The sequence below is a fragment of the Microcystis aeruginosa NIES-2549 genome (genome assembly GCF_000981785.2).
Taxonomy (GTDB): Bacteria; Cyanobacteriota; Cyanobacteriia; order Cyanobacteriales; family Microcystaceae; genus Microcystis; species Microcystis aeruginosa_C.
Genome location: NZ_CP011304.1, coordinates 3,659,089 through 3,676,846, shown reverse-complemented (window position 1 = coordinate 3,676,846; position 17,758 = coordinate 3,659,089). Strand labels below are relative to the sequence as shown.

Annotated in this window: 15 protein-coding genes; 10 read left to right on the top strand and 5 right to left on the bottom strand. The window is 41.6% G+C overall.

From position 1 onward, the window contains the following. The first annotated feature begins 10 nt into the window (after positions 1-10). Positions 11-1,387 carry an aldehyde dehydrogenase gene (locus myaer_RS18095; protein WP_046663096.1) on the top strand — a complete coding sequence of 459 codons (1,377 nt, stop codon included), beginning with the start codon at positions 11-13 and terminating at the stop codon, positions 1,385-1,387. 11 nt (positions 1,388-1,398) lie between these two features. Here myaer_RS18095 and myaer_RS18090 read toward each other — a convergent pair whose 3' ends face one another. Together myaer_RS18090 and myaer_RS18085 are read right to left on the bottom strand one after the other, a co-directional pair. After that, positions 1,399-2,808: an isochorismate synthase gene (locus tag myaer_RS18090; RefSeq protein WP_046663095.1), complete on the bottom strand. Its 1,410-nt coding sequence runs from the start codon at positions 2,806-2,808 to the stop codon at positions 1,399-1,401. Between the two features lie 235 nt (positions 2,809-3,043). Continuing rightward, positions 3,044-3,448, bottom strand: a complete 405-nt coding sequence (locus myaer_RS18085) for an NIL domain-containing protein (RefSeq protein WP_046663094.1) — start codon at positions 3,446-3,448, stop codon at positions 3,044-3,046. A gap of 41 nt (positions 3,449-3,489) precedes the next feature. Here myaer_RS18085 and myaer_RS18080 point away from each other — a divergent pair, with 41 nt between their 5' ends. The 3 genes from myaer_RS18080 (at position 3,490) to myaer_RS18070 (ending at position 6,377) form a co-directional block, all read left to right on the top strand. After that, entirely contained in the window at positions 3,490-4,041 is a 552-nt protein-coding gene (locus tag myaer_RS18080) for a thioredoxin family protein (protein ID WP_046663093.1), read from the top strand. 97 nt (positions 4,042-4,138) lie between these two features. Next, the gene (locus tag myaer_RS18075; RefSeq protein ID WP_046663092.1) at positions 4,139-4,492 is read left to right on the top strand and encodes a hypothetical protein; all 354 of its coding nucleotides are present in this window, start codon (positions 4,139-4,141) and stop codon (positions 4,490-4,492) included. Then, positions 4,461-6,377 carry a hypothetical protein gene (locus myaer_RS18070; protein ID WP_046663091.1) on the top strand — a complete coding sequence of 639 codons (1,917 nt, stop codon included), beginning with the start codon at positions 4,461-4,463 and terminating at the stop codon, positions 6,375-6,377. The genes myaer_RS18075 and myaer_RS18070 overlap by 32 nt, the downstream gene beginning before the upstream one ends. Before the next feature lie 190 nt (positions 6,378-6,567). Here myaer_RS18070 and ftsH read toward each other — a convergent pair whose 3' ends face one another. Continuing rightward, positions 6,568-8,532, bottom strand: coding sequence for an ATP-dependent zinc metalloprotease FtsH (gene ftsH, locus myaer_RS18065; RefSeq protein WP_046663090.1), 1,965 nt, complete (start codon positions 8,530-8,532; stop codon positions 6,568-6,570). Between the two features lie 185 nt (positions 8,533-8,717). Here ftsH and ccsB point away from each other — a divergent pair, with 185 nt between their 5' ends. From ccsB to myaer_RS18040, 5 genes are all read left to right on the top strand, one after another. Continuing rightward, positions 8,718-9,704 (top strand): c-type cytochrome biogenesis protein CcsB, encoded by a 987-nt coding sequence (gene ccsB / locus myaer_RS18060; protein ID WP_046663089.1) that lies wholly within the window; start codon positions 8,718-8,720, stop codon positions 9,702-9,704. Between the two features lie 291 nt (positions 9,705-9,995). Beyond that, a complete protein-coding gene (locus myaer_RS18055) occupies positions 9,996-10,889 on the top strand; it encodes an aspartoacylase (RefSeq protein WP_046663088.1) in 894 nt (297 codons plus the stop codon). Between the two features lie 56 nt (positions 10,890-10,945). Continuing rightward, entirely contained in the window at positions 10,946-12,268 is a 1,323-nt protein-coding gene (locus myaer_RS18050) for a serine/threonine protein kinase (RefSeq protein WP_046663087.1), read from the top strand. Positions 12,269-12,646: 378 nt separating this feature from the next. After that, a complete protein-coding gene (locus tag myaer_RS18045) occupies positions 12,647-13,891 on the top strand; it encodes an ATP-binding protein (protein WP_046663086.1) in 1,245 nt (414 codons plus the stop codon). Positions 13,892-13,937: 46 nt separating this feature from the next. Further along, on the top strand, positions 13,938-14,522 hold the full coding sequence (locus tag myaer_RS18040) for a Uma2 family endonuclease (RefSeq protein ID WP_046663085.1): 585 nt from the start codon (positions 13,938-13,940) through the stop codon (positions 14,520-14,522). A gap of 13 nt (positions 14,523-14,535) precedes the next feature. Here myaer_RS18040 and myaer_RS18035 read toward each other — a convergent pair whose 3' ends face one another. Both myaer_RS18035 and ntcA read right to left on the bottom strand, forming a co-directional pair. Continuing rightward, entirely contained in the window at positions 14,536-16,023 is a 1,488-nt protein-coding gene (locus myaer_RS18035; RefSeq protein ID WP_046663084.1) for a DUF3084 domain-containing protein, read from the bottom strand. Positions 16,024-16,030: 7 nt separating this feature from the next. Next, entirely contained in the window at positions 16,031-16,708 is a 678-nt protein-coding gene (ntcA, locus tag myaer_RS18030; protein WP_046663083.1) for a global nitrogen regulator NtcA, read from the bottom strand. Positions 16,709-16,922: 214 nt separating this feature from the next. On the opposite strand from ntcA, the gene fabI reads away from it, so the two are divergent. Then, positions 16,923-17,699 (top strand): enoyl-ACP reductase FabI, encoded by a 777-nt coding sequence (gene fabI / locus myaer_RS18025; RefSeq protein ID WP_002760333.1) that lies wholly within the window; start codon positions 16,923-16,925, stop codon positions 17,697-17,699. Positions 17,700-17,758 lie beyond the last annotated feature (59 nt).

The window sequence follows — 17,758 nt, the reverse complement described above, 5'->3', positions numbered from 1 at the left end:
AATTATTTCGATGCTGTCAAACTCAGAAAAATTAGCCAAATTGCGTCAGTATTTTGTTAGTGGTGCCACTCGTTCCTATCAATTCCGTCGTCAGCAGTTAGAGAAGTTAAAACAGGCAATCATTAAATATGAAGCAGAGATATATCAAGCTTTATATAGCGATTTAAAGAAAAGTCCCGAAGATTGTTGGATTACTGAAAATGGTTTCCTTTTGGGGGAAATTAATACCGCTTTAAAAAATTTGCGCTCATGGATGCAACCCAAACCTGTTAAAACTAATCTTTTAAATTTCCCTTCCTCCAGTCAGATTATTTGGGAACCTTTAGGAGTGGTTTTAATTATTGCTGCTTGGAATTATCCCCTCCAATTGTTATTAGCGCCTTTAGTCGGGGCCATTGCTGCTGGTAACTGTGCGGTATTAAAACCGAGTGAATTTGCCTCAGCGACGGAAAAATTAGTAGTTAAAATAATTGAAGAAATATTCCCAGAAGAATATGTGTTAATTGTCTCGGGAGATGGTGCGGAAGTAATTCCGAATATGTTAGACAGTTTTACCTTTGATCATATATTTTTTACTGGCAGTACCAGGGTAGGAAAAATTATTTATCAACTCGCGGCAGCAAAGTTAATTCCCGTTACTCTAGAATTGGGGGGAAAAAGTCCCTGTGTTATCGAAGCTGATGCTAATATTTCCGTGGCAACCCGTCGCATTGCCGTGACAAAATTCTCTAATTGTGGTCAAATGTGTATCGCGGCTGATTATGTTTTGGTACATCAATCCCAGCAGGAGAATTTTATCAGAGAATTAGCTAATACTATTGTTAATTTTTTCGGTAAAGATGCCAGATTAAGTGCTGATTATGGTAAGATAATTAATGAGAAACAATTTGATCGCTTGATTGAATTTCTCCAAGATGGTGAGATTGTTTTTGGCGGCAAAACCGATCGAGAAAATTTATATATTCAACCAACTTTATTAACTAATGTTTCCCTCGATGATCCTATTATGCAAGGAGAAATATTCGGTCCAATTTTACCGATCATTGCCTTTAGCACTTTTGAGGAAGCTATAGCAATTATTGCTAAAAACCCTAACCCTCTAGCTTTTTATCTGTTTACTACCAAGGCAAAGACCGAAAAGAAATGGTTAGAATCAGTCCAGTTTGGGGGAGGTTGTATTAATAACAATAGTTTTCATTTTACTAATCCTAGTTTACCCTTTGGTGGTCGGGGAAATAGCGGTATTGGTAGCTATCATGGTCGTTTTTCCTTTGAGAATTTTAGTCACCAAAAAGCGATTATGAAAACACCTCTTTGGTTCAATCCCGCTTTAAAATATCCGCCTTTTAAGGGTAAATTAGGCTTATTTAAGTTATTGGTTCGGTGAAAAGCTATAGTTTAAGTTAAAGCTTTTAAGAGAGCTTGAAATTTAAGCTGAATTTCTGCTAGTTCTTTTTCTGGATCGGAACCGGCAACAATACCCGCACCAGCGTATAATCGCGCTCGATCGCCTTTAATTAAGGCCGAACGAATACCAACAATAAACTCACTATTATTTTGACAATCGATCCAACCCAAAGGAGCGGCATAAAGAGAGCGATCGAAGGTTTCATAATGACGAATTTGTGCTAAAGCGATCTCGGTGGGAACCCCAGCAACAGCAGGAGTGGGATGTAGTTGGGCAACAATTTCGAGGGGATGGATGGAGGGTTTTAGTTTGGCATGGATAGGAGTCCAGAGATGTTGAATATTGGAGAGTTTTAACAATCTAGAAGGAGAATTTTGCGGATTTAAGCCAATTTGTCGCAGTTTTTGGTTAATAAACTCACTAACGGCCCGATGTTCCCGTTGTTCTTTTTCACTAGCGAGGAGTTTATTGGCAAAGAGAGCATCTTCGATCGCATTTTCTCCCCGGGGAGCGGATCCCGCTAAAGCATCGGTGATTAATTGCCCCTGATGGACAGTTAACAAGCGTTCGGGACTAGCGCCGATAAAATGATCTCCCCGTCCATTGCCGAGGGAAAAAGTGTAGCAATCGGGATGACGCTGACGCAAATTATCGAGACAGTTTACCAGATGAAAAGGACGGGGAGAAATCACGTCAAGAGCGTGAGCAAGGACAATTTTGCTAAAATTTTGAGCCTGGATAGATTGGAGTGCATCGGCAACAGCCGCTTGAAAATTATAGGTAGGATGAATATAATAACTACAGGGATCCTGATGGGGATTTTGTCGGCAATTGCTGGAGTTATTTTGAATAATTTTGAGGTTATTAAGAGTTTCTTCGAGGGAGTTTTCTATTTCTTTTTCGCCAGTGATTAAGAGATTGGTCAGGAAAAAATATTCCGACTGTTTTTTGATAATTTGAAACTTAGGCAGGGTTAGGGTGGCTGAGGGAAAGGGGGTAGCTGTTTCCGAGTCGAAAAAAGTGAAACTACAAAAGATGCGGGGAGTAATCTCGCTATAGTTATCAATTTTGATAATTCTTTGTTGACAGTTTTCAATAAATTTTTGAGCTTTTAAAAAACGTTGTTTGCCGTGGAAAGTGGCATTAAAGGCGATGCCGTAGCCGAGAAAAGCGGTTTCTCGTTCGGGATTTTCCCAATAACAATGGGTGGGATAGCTAGGGGCAATCCGAGAGAGAATTTCTAGGAGATCAAGGGGGGAAATTTTTTGACAAAAACTGATGATCGACGGATTTCCCTTTTCTGCGGCTAACAGTTGTGGGTTGAGGATAAAGTTATAGAGGCTGCGAAGATCAGCAATCGGACTATCAGGATAGGAAAGGCGAGGAACGGCAGAAGTCATGTCAAGTTTTTTGTATTTTTTGCAAAAAAACCATGATTAATGGTATGTAATCCCCACAGATGTGGCCAGAGTCAAGGCTCTCTTTTTAACTATGATATCGGAGAAAGGGTCTTTAGGCAGAAAAGGAGCGAGATATTTGTGACGATTAACTGGGTTGGAGATCAAGGAAGGCTTAAAATCTCCAGAGATGGCTATTATTTAAATGGGCAAAAAAATTAATTTAATAACTGCTACTTTACAAGTTTGTGGAAATTGCCACCACGGGACAAGTGGGGATACATTGTTCACAAACCACACAACGGGAACGCAAAAACTTAAGACGAAAACTTTCCGGATCAAGGGTTAAAGCTTCCGTGGGACAAACTCCCGTACATAAGCCACAATCGACGCATTTTTCTTCATCAATGACGATTTCGCGACTAACTTGGGAAACGCCAATATTTTGTAATTGTAACCATTCGATCGCCGCTTCTAACTCATCGATATCTCCCGATAATTCTAATACTAATGTTCCCACTTGATTGGGGGCAACTTGGGCGCGGATAATATTAGCGGCGACGTTAAAATCCTTCGCCAGTCGATAGGTAACGGGCATATGGACGGCTTTTTTGGGAAAAGTGAGAGTAATGCGTTTTTTCATGAGGATAGGATAGGATAGGAATAATTTTTGAGAGACTATCCATGACAGCCACCACACCCACCAATAAAATCAGAAATCTGCTGCTGGCAGTAACGGCAGTTATCCTTAGTGTAGCGATTTTCTTCGGGTTTCAAACCACCGCTAGTTCCGTGTCTTTGGAAGCGCAAGCGGAAAAAGCGACACCTTTCGATCTTGCCCTCAGCAATGGTAAACCCACCCTGACAGAATTTTATGCTAATTGGTGTAGCAGTTGTCAGGCGATGGCCCCTGAAATTGCCGAAATTAAAAAACAATACGGTAATGCCATTAATTTTGTTATGCTCAACGTTGATAATAATAAATGGTTGCCGGAAATTCTCCGTTATCGTGTGGATGGTATTCCCCATTTTGTCTTTTTAAATAACCAAGGACAACCGATTGCCCAAGCGATCGGAGAACAACCAAAATCAATTTTAACGGCTAATTTAGAGGCACTTTTAACTAATTCTACCCTACCCTATGCCACCACTACGGGACAGACTTCTGATTTTAATGTCCTTGTGGGTTCTAGTCAAACCGATCCCCGCAGTCACGGCAGTCAAGTTAAGCAGTAATCAGTTATCAGTTATCAGTGGAAAGCTTAGGGCTGAAAGCTATCATTCAAGAGTTGACTATCAATAAGTACATTTCATTGACTGAATTATTTTAACTATGGCGATTATTGTTCAACATTTGACCACAGGTAACGAATATATATTCCTAGGAGTTAGTGGCGGTGAAAGTAAGAATATTTTACCCACCAAAATGTTAGGAGATTTCTTCGCAACGGAGGATACAGATAAATCTCGATCGGTGACGGTTTGTGACGATCAAGGCCGCCTACTTTGGTTTCCCGTCACAGAAATGATCGTGGTGGAGATAGATGGTCAAAAACCCGAGGAATTATTACCAGAAATTATCCCCCCCGAACCAGTACCTTTACAATTAAATAAAGAGAATCAACCTCAGTCACCAGAAAATCAAGGAAACATCGATGAATTTGCCGAAGATGACGATTGGATCTAGAATTAAATATCTAATTTTATTGGGAATAATTGCCCTATTTACTATTGGCTTTAATTCCCTCTATTCTGTTTCTCAAAACTCGATCGCTTCCTTCCCTGTTGCCGAAGTTCAAGCCCAATATCTTAACGATTGGACACCGGAATTAGAGACGGCATTTCAACAAAGGGCCAAGGAAGTTATTAACCATTTTGCTCAGGCAGAAAGTTATGGCAATTTGTGGGGAGAAAACGAGAAAAGATCCTATCATCTGGCCATGTTTGATTTCTTGGCAGGAAACCAGCAAAAAGCCCTAGATTTCCTGCAACAGGATGACCCACAAACACAAGAACAAGCCCACACTGATTATATAGATTATTATTTTTCTTTTACCCTGAAAGGACAAATTAGAAAATATTTTCTTCTCGGAAAGTATCTCGATCCAGTTTATCGTCAGAGAATGTATAATGCGGCGAAAATTTGGACAGAAACCGACCCTTTACAACGGCCTCACCCTATCCATGGCACTGGCCAAGGAACGGGTAATGATTGGAGTATGAAAAGACGGGGTTTATGGGTAGATAGTCGCAATACTGATAACCTGCGAGCGATGCGCGAAACATCAGTTTATCTGATGGCCGAAGAAACAGGAAATGAAGCAACTCGTCAAATTTATAAAAGTAAAATCAAGCGTTACGTTTCAGCTTTATATAACATCGGGATGGGAGAATGGGATTCAGAAGTTTATCACGGTCATACCTTTGCTCCCTATCTCAATCTCTACGATTTTGCTCAAGATACGGAAGTTAAACAATGGGCAAAAATGGCCTTAGATTGGTTATCCATGGCCGCTAGTGTTAAATATTATCGCGGTGGTTGGGGTGGCCCTGTAAAACGCGATTATGGTGGTAGTAATGGGGTAATGCGATCGGATTCTGCCCGCACTTTTTGGTTATACTTTGGTGATACCCCCGTCGCTAATAATCGCCCGGAATTAGACTCTCTTTATCTAATTACCAGTCGTTATCGTCCTCCTTTAGCAGTGATGGAATTAGCTCGAAAAAACTTTAATAAACCCGTAGAAATTCTCGCCAGTAAACCCCTGTATGAAAACTGGAAACCGGGCAATAATCAAAGTCCGGGTTATTGGGAAACTCAATTTATCGGGGCTAGTTATCAAATGGGTAGTCTGGCGGGAACTTTCCCCGATGGCGATGTGGCCCCGTTTAAATTAATGGCCTTTAATCAACACAAAGGGGTGGATTTTTTTGTGGCTAACACCGGCAAAAATGGCGTAAAACCGGGCAAAAATCCCGGGGATGAAATCGGACAATATCGCAATCTTTTAATCTGGTTACGACCGGCAGATCAAGCTTTTTTCTGGCAATTACCGAAAACGGCCAAGGTAGAAAAAGATGATAATATCTGGTTTATTCAATTAGAAAAAACTTGGTTAGCCCTGAGATTAATAAATCTTTCTTATCCTGAAATTATCGAGATTCCTAATTCCCCTTATCCCGATGATAATACCTACCAAGCTTTACCCACAGGTAACGATTATGCGGGTTTTGCCCTGGAAGTGGGGGAAGCGGCAACCCAGGGCAGTTATGAGAATTTCAAGAGCATATTTAAGCAAAAAAGTCAAGTAAATTTAACTCAAATTAACCAAGGCAGCCTCTTATTTAAAGGCAGTCAGGGAGAGAGTTTACAATTTACCTATAATCAAATCAATCTACTGCCGATTTTAATTCGTAACGGTCAAAAGCACGATTGGTCAAAAAATTTCGCCCTTTATAACAGTTTAAGTCGAGATAACTCTCCCGTTTCTTTGCCATGGAAAAAGGGCAAATTAACTGTCAAAGCAGGGAAATATCAGTTTTCCAATGCTTTGATTCTGTCTTCTCCTTAAGTTAGTTCTTCTCGACTATTTATTCAGCAAACCCTAGTTATGAGGAGAGGCAAAAGGCAAAAGGCAAAAGGCAAAAGGCAAAAGGCAAAAGGCAGCTTTGTTCTCCCCACTTCCCCACACCCCACACCCCACACCCCACACCCTGTCCCCACGAAAAACTTTTTCAGCAGACCCTGTTTATGAGGATTGATCAGACCATTTGCGCTTGATTTAAGAATTCTTGCAATTCTTCTCCTTCGATTACTTCCGTGGTCAAAAGATTAGTGGTAATCGACTCTAATAAATTGCGGTTGTGACTGAGAATTGCTAGGGCTTTTTGGTAACTAGCGTCGATAATTTGTTTCACTTCTTCATCGATCGCTTTAGCCGTATTTTCTCCGATCAAACGGCGGGGACTAACCTGATTATTACCTAAAAAATTCGCCTGTCCTGTTTTATCGTAGGCCAGGGGTCCCAGGGATTTACTCATACCATAAATTGTCACCATTCTTTCAGCGATATCCGTCGCCCTTTGTAAATCATCGGAAGCGCCATTAGTGACACTGCCAAAGATTAATTCTTCAGCAGCCCGACCGCCCAATAACATAGTAATTTGTTCTTTAAATTCGGTTTCTGTCATCAAAAAACGGTCTTCCGTGGGAATTTTCAGGGTATAACCCAAAGCGGATAAACCCCGGGGAACGATAGAAATTTTCTCGACGCAACCCCCCCCCGGCATGACAGCACCGACTAAAGCATGGCCGACCTCGTGATAAGCGACGATTTTCTTTTCTTTTTCCGATAAAACCCGACTTTTCTTTTCTAAACCGGCGATAACTCTTTCTATCGCTTCTTTAAAATCAATTTGACTGACTTTTTCCCGATTATTACGCGCGGCCAAGAGAGCCGCCTCATTGACGAGGTTGGCTAAATCGGCACCGGCAAAACCGGGGGTTTGGGTGGCGATCGCTTTGAGGTTAACATCTTCGCCCATCTGGACTCGTTGAGCGTATATTTGCAAAATTGCCCATCGTCCCGCCAAATCGGGACGATCCACCAGAACTTGGCGATCAAAGCGCCCCGGACGTAATAAAGCGGCATCAAGAGTCTCTGGGCGATTGGTGGCGGCTAAAACGATGACTACGGCCTCTTTGGGGCTAAAACCATCCATTTCTGTCAAAAGTTGGTTTAAAGTCTGCTCGCGCTCATCATTACTGCCGCTAGTTCCCGATCCCGAACTTCTCGATTTACCAATCGCGTCCAATTCATCAATAAAAATGATGCTAGGGGCATTTTTCTTCGCTTGGGCAAATAGATCCCGCACCCGGGCTGCCCCGGTCCCGACAAATAACTCCACGAATTCCGAGGCCGAAATGCTAAAAAAAGTCACTCCCGCTTCTCCCGCGACCGCTTTTGCTAAGAGAGTTTTCCCTGTCCCCGGCGGTCCGACTAAGAGAACACCTTTAGGAATACGCGCCCCAATTTTATTAAAGCGCTCGGCATCCTTGAGAAATTCGACAATTTCCTTTAACTCGGTTTTTGCTTCCTCGGCCCCGGCCACATCACTGAAGGTAATCGGATATTTTTCGTCGTCTCCGTAAACTTTAGCGAGATTTTTATTAAAAAGCAGCGATTTACGCGTGTCATCGTTGCGATAGAACAGAAACTGCATGGCGGCGACTAAAATTAAGGGAGGAACCACCCAAGCGAGGAGAGTGCTGATCCAACTGTTTTCGGCCAGGGGAATCGCCTCGAAGATTACGCCTTTTTGCTGTAAGAGTTGGGGTAATTGGGGGTTATAGACTGGAATCGTGGCCAAGACTCGTTCTGGGACTAGATGACTGCTTGGTTTCCCCGCCAAAGAACTAGAATCACCGTAAAGGGGATTACTTGATTCTGGGGGATTAACGGGGGGATTACCCGGAATAGCCAGGGATTCTAAAGGATTTTTTAATTGATAATAGATGACTTGATTGCCAATTCTGACCCTACTGATGTCGCCCCGTTCCACTTTACTGATAAATTCGCTGTAGGGTTCGAGGGGAATATTGGACAATTCTGAGGAACGAGGGATAAGAAAATAGCCTAAAGCGGCAACACCAGAACAAATGATCAGGATTTTGCCTAACCGAGGCAAACGGGACCAGGAAAATTTATTATCTTCTTGATTAGCCATAATTTTTGGGGTAGGTCACGGTGAAAATACAAAGTTGATACCAACAATTCCCTAATTTTTAGGGTAGGTCACGGTGAAAATACAAAGTTCATACTAACAATTCCCTGTCTCGATCGCCTTGCCGATGGGATAGGATAGAGGATGGAATACTTGGTAGCGAGCGAGCGACAAACGAGAGAAATCCCATGAATTTAGTTAGCTTAGAGAACTTTCTCGATAACACTTCTTTTTTAGTCCTGTTTTTAACCATGCTGGTTTATTGGGCCGGGGCAGCCTTTCCTAGCATACCTTTGTTGCCGGGCCTGGGCAGCACGGGCGTGGCCATCGCTAACCTCTGTATCGCCGCTTTATTGGGAGCGCGCTGGTTAGAAGCGGGTTATTTCCCCATTAGCAATCTTTACGAATCTTTATTCTTTCTCGCTTGGGGTGTAACTGCGGTTCATTTAATTGCTGAGTACACTAGCCGCAGTCGCCTGGTGGGAGTGGTGACGACTCCTGTGGCCATGGGGATTACCGCTTTTGCCACTTTGTCTTTACCCGGAGAAATGCAAACTTCGGCACCCTTGGTTCCGGCTTTAAAATCGAATTGGCTGATGATGCACGTTAGCGTCATGATGTTAAGTTATGCTGCTTTGATGGTGGGTTCCCTAATGGCGATCGCTTTTCTGATCGTCACGAGAGGTCAAAATATCGAGTTAAAAGGCAGTTCCGTGGGTACGGGAGCCTATCGTCTCCAAAATAAGTTATCTACCACTCTTTCCGCGCCAATTTTCCTGGAAACGGCTAACGGTGGACCAACCGCCCTTTTAACTCCCACCTTAACAGCGATGGCAACTCTTTCGCCCCAACGTCTTAGCTTGGCGGAAACCCTCGATAATATCAGTTATCGGGTCATTGGCCTCGGTTTTCCCCTTCTCACTATCGGTATCATCGCCGGGGCGGTTTGGGCCAATGAAGCTTGGGGTTCCTATTGGAGTTGGGACCCGAAAGAAACTTGGGCGCTAATTACTTGGTTAGTTTTTGCCGCTTATCTCCATGCCCGCATTACCCGGGGATGGCAAGGAAGAAAACCGGCTATTCTAGCGGCGAGTGGTTTTGTTGTGGTTTGGGTATGTTATTTAGGGGTGAATCTTTTAGGTAAAGGTCTTCATTCCTACGGCTGGTTTTTCTAAATCAGTTATAGGGGTGGGGTGTGGGGTGTAGGGTGTAGGGTGTGGGGTGTGGGGACTTTTCTCAGTGAACTGATAACTGATAACTGATAACTGATAACTGTCTCCTAACCCCACCAACAAACTTTTTGCCGCAAACCATAAATAATTATAAGTAGGGAGGCACAATTATTTGTAGGATGGGTTAGCGGTAGCGTAACATAATCGGGCGTTGGGTTTCATGCTTCAACCCAACCTACCTTCATCTTATATTTAATTCCACCCACCCACTTAACTTCTCAAAACTTATAAAAAATGATCGAGCAGAAAACTACTATTAAAAATCTGGCTTTAATTGCCGGTGTGCATGGCAATGAACTAACTCCCGCTTATCTGGTTAAATACCTGCAAAACTCAGCTAATCTCCTAGCCCGCAGCAGTTTTCAATCCCACAGTCTCATCGCTAATCCCTTAGCCCTAAAGCAACGGGTTAGATATGTCGATACGGATTTAAATCGTTGTTTTAACCAAAAAGATTTAGTTAATCCCGATTGTCAGCAATACGAACAAAAACGAGCCAAAAAAATAGTCAAAGAAATCCAAGAAAAATCCATTGATTTATTAATTGATATTCACAGCACCACATCTAACATGATGCTGGCGATTATTTATTCTAACCCCCATCCTTGGCTATTAAAACTCTTTACCTATCTGACTAAAATTAATCCTGATGTGCGCTTAATTTATCATCCCGTCAGCGAGGAAGAAAATCATTTTCTGAAAGGAATTTGTCCCCTAGCTTTTACCCTAGAAATCGGTCCAATTAACCATGGTGTCATCTGTCCCTATCTTTTTCGTCAAACCGAAACACTCATCTATCAAATCCTAGACTATATCGAACAGGAAAATTATCTCGCTGCCCATCTCGATACTTTCGGCGAATCCCTAACAGTTTACCAACGTTTAGGCTCGATCGATTATCCTAGGGATGAACAGGGTGAAATTAAAGCCATGTTACATCCTCAGATTCTCCAACGAGATTATCAGGCAATTCAACCCAATCAACCGATTTTTCTAGGATTTGATGGTCAGGAAATTATCTATCGTGGGGAATCTACATTATATCCTATCTTTGTCGGAGAATCTTCCTATAAAGAAAAAGGAATCGCCCTTTGTTGGACAGCCAAAAAACAAATCGATATTAATTAGTACCTCCACAGCAGTTTTCCTGACAAAAAACAGGTCTAAATAAGGGAAAAGCCAACATGACCTTTACTTCTGATTCTCTTTTAGCTGAACGTTACCAACTGCAACAACGCCTAGGCAATACCGCTATCGGTCGTCAAACTTGGTTAGCTATCGATGTATTATCCCAAGAATCGGTAATTATTAAACTCCTCGCTTTTAGTCCCCAGATGGAGTGGGAAGAATTAAAATTATTTGAACGGGAGGCCGCCGTCTTAGCTTCTCTCCATCATCCTCGTATTCCCCGCTATCGCGATTATTTTTCCCTCGATAAAAATCAAGGTGACGGGATTCCTTGGTTTGTACTTGTACAAGATTATATAGCGGGAGAATCCCTAAGCGATCGCTTAGAAAAGGGGCAACGTTTCACCCCTATGGTAATTCGGACTATTGCCCAAGAAGTTCTCGAAATTCTCATCTATTTGCATGAATTATCGCCACCAGTATTACATCGAGATATTAAACCTAGTAATTTAATTATTAACTCGGAAAATAACGTTTATTTAGTGGATTTTGGCGCAGTCCAGGCCAGGGGTGCAGTGACGGGAGTTACTTTTACTGTGGTGGGGACGAGTGGTTATGCACCCCTAGAACAATTTTGGGGCCGGGCGGTTCCCAGTTCTGATTTATATGCCTTAGGCATGACTTTAATTCATTTATTGACGGGAATTGTGCCGATAGAACTGCCCCACCGCGACTCTAAAATTCAATTTCGCCAACTGGTGACAATCGATGATGATTTAATCGATTGGTTAGAAACTATGACCGATGTAGCGGTAGAAAAGCGGTTTAAAAGTGCCAGAGAAGCCCTGAAATTTCTCCAACATCCCTACTATCGTCAAGTATCAAGTTTAGTCGATCCTAAGAAATTACCAAAACCTCCCCACAGTTCCATCCGTATCGCTAAACATAAGGATAATTTAGAGATTAATTTACCCCCAAAAATTAAGCTACCTTCCGATGCGCCTACTCTCTGGTCTTTGGCGATTTTCCTTACTATCACTGTCTTTATCTCCCCAATTATTACCTTTATTATAGCTCTGATTGGTTTTATTTTTTTGCGGGAGATGCAGTTAATTCTTACCCCTCAAGAAGTTTTAATTAAATATAAACTCTTCAATTTTATCTACCAAAAATTTGCTTTCAAAACTCAAGACTTATGGGGTATTTTTCTTCATAGCAATGGTACAGAAGCTAACTATCAGATTCGTCTGCGGACGGCTAAAAATTATTATCTTATCGGACAGAATCTCCGCGAGGATGAATGTCTCTGGTTAGGACAGGAAATCCAAGATTGGTTAAATTTTATCAAATATAACGTTTCTCATCAAGAGGAAGTATAACCTGACAGAGCATCTTCTCCCGACTACCCAAAACGAAAACCTTGTACCTCATCATCAAGATAACTGAGAATCAATTCAAGAAATACTGGGAATTAGTCTCTAGGCATTTTACCTTTTTTAACCTTAATCTTGCAGAGATTAACTTATAGCGTTTCCTAAGCTAGTGAGGTACACCTATTTTTCTTCCCTTTTGCCTCTTGCCTTTTGCCTTTTGCCTAAAACCCATAACTTTTGTACCTCAGCAGACTGAAAAACGCTATATCTTGATATAATAATAAATGATTGACATTTCCTCGACTACAGGACGGCAATTATTAAATCGGATTAGAATTGTAAAAAGGCGGACATGAAATGTTAGTTATGAGTGGAGAATAAAAAATGATCTCTGAAATTTACCAAAAAGTCAGCTTATTAGTTTTGTATCAAGGGGTTTTTGATAATGCTATTGGCAAGGCATTTATTACCCTATTATCTACGGATAATATCGCCGATTTTCTCAAAGCTTATGGTCAATTGTTTCAAGCTTTAGCATCTAAAAATATCAGTTGGAATGATTTTCTAGTCGAACAAATATTATTAGATGATAATCCCTTTAGTCAACAGGTACAGAAAAAAAGTGTTTGGGAGTTACCCGAATCTTTAATTAATGGCGTGAAACAGGATTTATCTATCCTCCAATCTCTCTATAATTCTAGCATTTATAGCCTCAGCAATTCGACAGTTTTTGAACAAATTAAATTTATAAATTTCCCCGCTTGGGAAGTGGACAACAAATTAGAAAGTTTCCTACATTCTGGTTTAAATTGGACGGAATTAGTGGAAGATATAGCCGATTATTATCGTGAATGCGGTACAGGAATTTTTGCCCGTTATCAAGCTTTAAGGTGGCAAGAAGGCCGATTACAAGGAATTACTCATCCCGATCCTGTGCAGATTCAAGAAATAGTCGGTTATGAAATGCCCAAGGAAACCTTGATTAAAAACACTGAGTTTTTATTAGCAGGCTATCCCGCTTTAAATGTCCTACTCTATGGCAGCCGTGGTTCGGGAAAATCCTCTCTAGTCAAGGGATTATTGCAAAAATACCATAGTCAAGGATTGCGCTTAATTGAAGTGGCCAAATCCCAATTAAAAGACCTACCATTAATTATTGAAATTCTGCGAGATTTACCGCAAAAATTTATTATCTTTGTCGATGATTTATCCTTTGAAGAAGACGATGAAGCTTTTAAAGCTTTAAAAGTTGTTTTAGAGGGAAGTGTCACCGCTAGACCGAAAAATGTCGTAGTTTATGCCACTTCTAATCGCCGACATTTAGTCAGAGAATTTTTTGCCGATCGACCACAACCAAAAGATAGTGATGAAGTGCATAATTGGGACACAGTACAAGAAAAATTATCCTTTAGTGATCGCTTTGGTTTAACCCTAACTTTTGAACCGGCTAATCAAGAAAAGTATTTGAAAATAGTGCGTCATTTAGCCAGTTTATCTAAATTAGAAATTAGCCTAGAAGACCTAGAATTTCGTGCCAAACAATGGGCAACCCAACATAATGGGCGATCGGGAAGAACTGCTAGACAATTTATTGATTTTCTCCAGGGGGAATTAGGATTAAACAGGTAGCATTAATTGTGTTATGATTAAATAAAAGAAGCTCTGATCTAGAAAAATGTTGACTTCATCTCCTCCCGAAATTCTCAGCTTAGAAGCATATCGTAATTTAGAAACTAGCGCGGAAACTAAACACGAATATCACGACGGGGAAATTATCGAGATGACGGGGGGAAGCATCAATCATAATAGTATTCTCATTAATCTTATTGTCCTACTAAAATTAGCTTTAAGAGGAACTAATTATCGTCTTCAATCTAGCGATCTACGTCTATGGATACCCCAATATAATCGCGGGTTATACCCAGATTTAATGATCATTGCTGGGGAACCATTATTGAGTGATAATCGCAACGATGAAATTTTAAATCCCTGTGTAATTATCGAAGTTTTATCCCCTTCCACCTCTAGTTATGATCGGGGTGATAAATTTCGTTATTATCGTTCTATACCCCAATTAAACCAATATCTTCTCGTCAGTCAAGGAGAGATACTAATAGAATCCTATAGCAAAACATCAGACAATAATTGGTTACTGCAAGAATACACCCCAGCAAGGGGAATTATATCCCTAGATTCTTTAGGAATTAGCTTAAATCTTGCCGATATTTACGAAGGAGTTGATTTTAATCTCAACTCCTAACTTTAGCTATATTTTAAGGGGACGTACTAAAAATAATTTTACCATCTTTTACCGCCACTAAACGCAAAGTTAAAGGTCCAGATGTATTAGTTTTACTAGCGGCAATTGCCTCAAGTGTCTCGATAGAATTACCCGACTTTTTCACTTGACCAATAAAGTTAACTACCGTAGTTAATAAACCATCTTCCACTTGAATTGACCCTAAAACTCCCGCACTTCTAGCGCGAAATTGAGCCGAAGCTAAGAGTAAATCTAACCGCTTTTGTAGGTCTTCTTCTGTCATATTTTGGGGATCAATGGAAACGGCAGCGATGACCTGTTTTTCCTCAAAAACTCTTTGATTGGGAACCACATCAGCAAAGACACGAATCTCGGTTTCTCCTAAGACATAATTACCTGCTGAAAGAATTCTCACCACATATTCTTTACCGTCCTGTAATTGTTGACTTAACTGTTCTACCTGTGCTTTTGTGATCTTAACTAAACGCTGGTCAAAATTAGGCTGATTCGGTTGGGTGGCACGGATAGCATTTATATTCGCTTCTCGCAATAACTTATCGATAACGGTGACAATAGCTTGGGGATCAACAATACGAAAAGCTCCAAAAGATAACACCTGTCCCCGGAAAATAGCGATTTGTTTTTCCCGCAATTCTTGATAGGTTTGATAGTATTGTTCTAAAACTTCCACTTCCCGCTTAAGAAAAGCCATTTGGGTCTCTAAATCTTTTAATTTTCCCTCGCGCTGTTCCAAAGCTAAATTTTTATCGACGATCGAGCTATCGAGTTCTCCAATACGTTGATCCCGGCGATCAATTTCTAGCTGTAGGGTTTTTTGCTGGGTTTCTAACTGTTGAAGTCGCGCTTGTCTGGCCGTTAATAACTTTTGTTGATTAGCTAACTCTTTATCTCTAACTTTAACGGTGGTTTGTAGTTGATTTATCTGACCAGAAAGAATTGATTTTTGTTGGAACAATTGATCCCGTTGACTGGTTAACTGTGCCTTTTGATTAGTTAAAATAACTCGTTCATTGTTTAAATTAGCCACTTCCTTCCGAAACTTTTCCAACTGTCCCGAAACTAATCGCAAACGTTGACGAGAAGCTTGATAATTTTTGTTAAGAACCTCTAGACGTTTCTGCACGGCTATCTGTTCACTTTTAGCCGTTTTTAACGCCTTTTCCACCTGATTTTTTTGTTCGGTGGTTTTTCTTACCTGACTTTCCAAATCCTTAATAGCGGCACGACGTTCATTTAAAAGGCGATCCAGTTCAAAAACCCCTTGACGCAGGGATTTACTAGAAGCAAACAAGACGATTAAAGTCGAACCGGCGATCAAAATTCCCGTTACAATCGTCATTAAAGTTGCGGTTTGTTTCGGACGCAGATTAAATAAACGCATCCTTTTCTTACCGATACGGCTCCCTATGCGATCGCCAACAGCCGCTATCAGACCACCTAAAACCACGATGGCCAAAACCAAAATATAAGCGCTAGTCATCCAGAATTTAGGTAAATTGTTGACTGAGAGCGACGGGATTATGGACGGTAATTTTCTTCTTGTGAATTGAGACCATTTCCTGATCCCGCAGCTCTCCCAATAAACGGGTGACAGTGACGCGGGTAGAACCGATCGCCTCTGCGATCGCTTGGTGAGACAATTTTAGATCCACCCGGATGCCATCGGTGGTGGGAACCCCAAAATCACGACAGAGAATCAATAAAAAACTGACCAAACGGGAACCCATATCCCGGTGAGCCAAGGTTTCGATCATCATTTCCGTTTGCAGAATCCGCGAGGACAACCCCTGCAACATCAACATTGATAAATCGGGATTATTGCGCAGGGATCTTTCTACCTGATCGATCGGGGCCGAGAGTAATTCTACCGGAGTAAAAGCCACAGCATGATAAAAACGATCCGATCGCTGGCCGGTGAGTAAGGATAGCACACCAAAGACGCTATTTTCCCGCAGTAGAGCCACGGTAATTTCCTCTCCCGCTTCATAGACTCGCGACAACTTAACGGCTCCTTTCAGCAAAAAATAGACTCTTTCGGCGGGATCTCCAGGGAAAAAGATCGTTTTGCCACGCTCGAACAATTCCACCACCGGGGGGAAATTGCCGCTGCCGATTCGACGGAACACATCTGCTAGGGGTTTGTCTTGTATTAGGGATAAGTCCATCTCACATCCAAAAAAGGGGAAAATTGTTTTTATTATGCAACGAGTGTCACCTCTATTAAACACAACCGCTGCCTAAACTGGGAAAAGTTTTGGGCGCTTTTTGCCAGACAATGGGGGAGGGGTGATCATTGCTGCCCCGTTATCTGTATCCCTATTATACCGAATCTCGCTGGGGTCGGCTATTGGGGAGATTTTTGTAAGAGAAACGAGAACTATGTTAGATTTAACGGGAAAAAACGCCCTAGTGACGGGAATTGCCAATAATCGCTCGATCGCTTGGGGAATTGCCCAACAACTCCATCAAGCTGGTGCAAATATCGGTGTCACCTATCTCCCCGACGAAAAGGGCCGTTTTGAGAAAAAAGTGCGAGAATTGGCCGATGAACTTAATCCCGCTTTTTATGTCCCCTGCGATGTCCAAAATGACCAACAGGTAGAAGATACTTTCGCTACAGTGGCGGAAAAATGGGGTAAACTGGATATTTTGATTCACTGTCTCGCTTTTGCCGATAAAGAGGGTTTAACGGGCGATTTTACCGCCATCCCTCGGGAAGCTTTCACTAAATCCCTAGATATTAGCACTTTTTCCCTAACCCGTCTAGCTCGATCGGCTAAACCTTTGATGACGGAAGGGGGAAGTATTATCACTCTTACCTATCTCGGCGGTGTCAAGGTAATTCCTAACTATAATTTAATGGGGGTGGCAAAAGCTGGTTTAGAAATGAGTGTTCGCTATTTAGCCGCCGAATTAGGTGGCCAAAAGATCCGAGTTAATGGTATTTCCGCCGGTCCAATTCGCACCTTAGCATCTTCGGCCGTGGGGGGAATTCTTGATATGATCCATCATGTGGAAGAAATCGCTCCTTTACATCGCACGGTGACACAAATTGAGGTGGGAAATACGGCCGCTTTTTTAGCCAGTGATCTTGCTAGTGGTATTACCGGTCAGATTATTTATGTAGATTCCGGTTACGAAATTATGGGAATGTAGTTTTAAGTAGGTAGGTGTTAAAAATCATCAGCACCCCCCTTATTAAGGGTAGTAGGGTT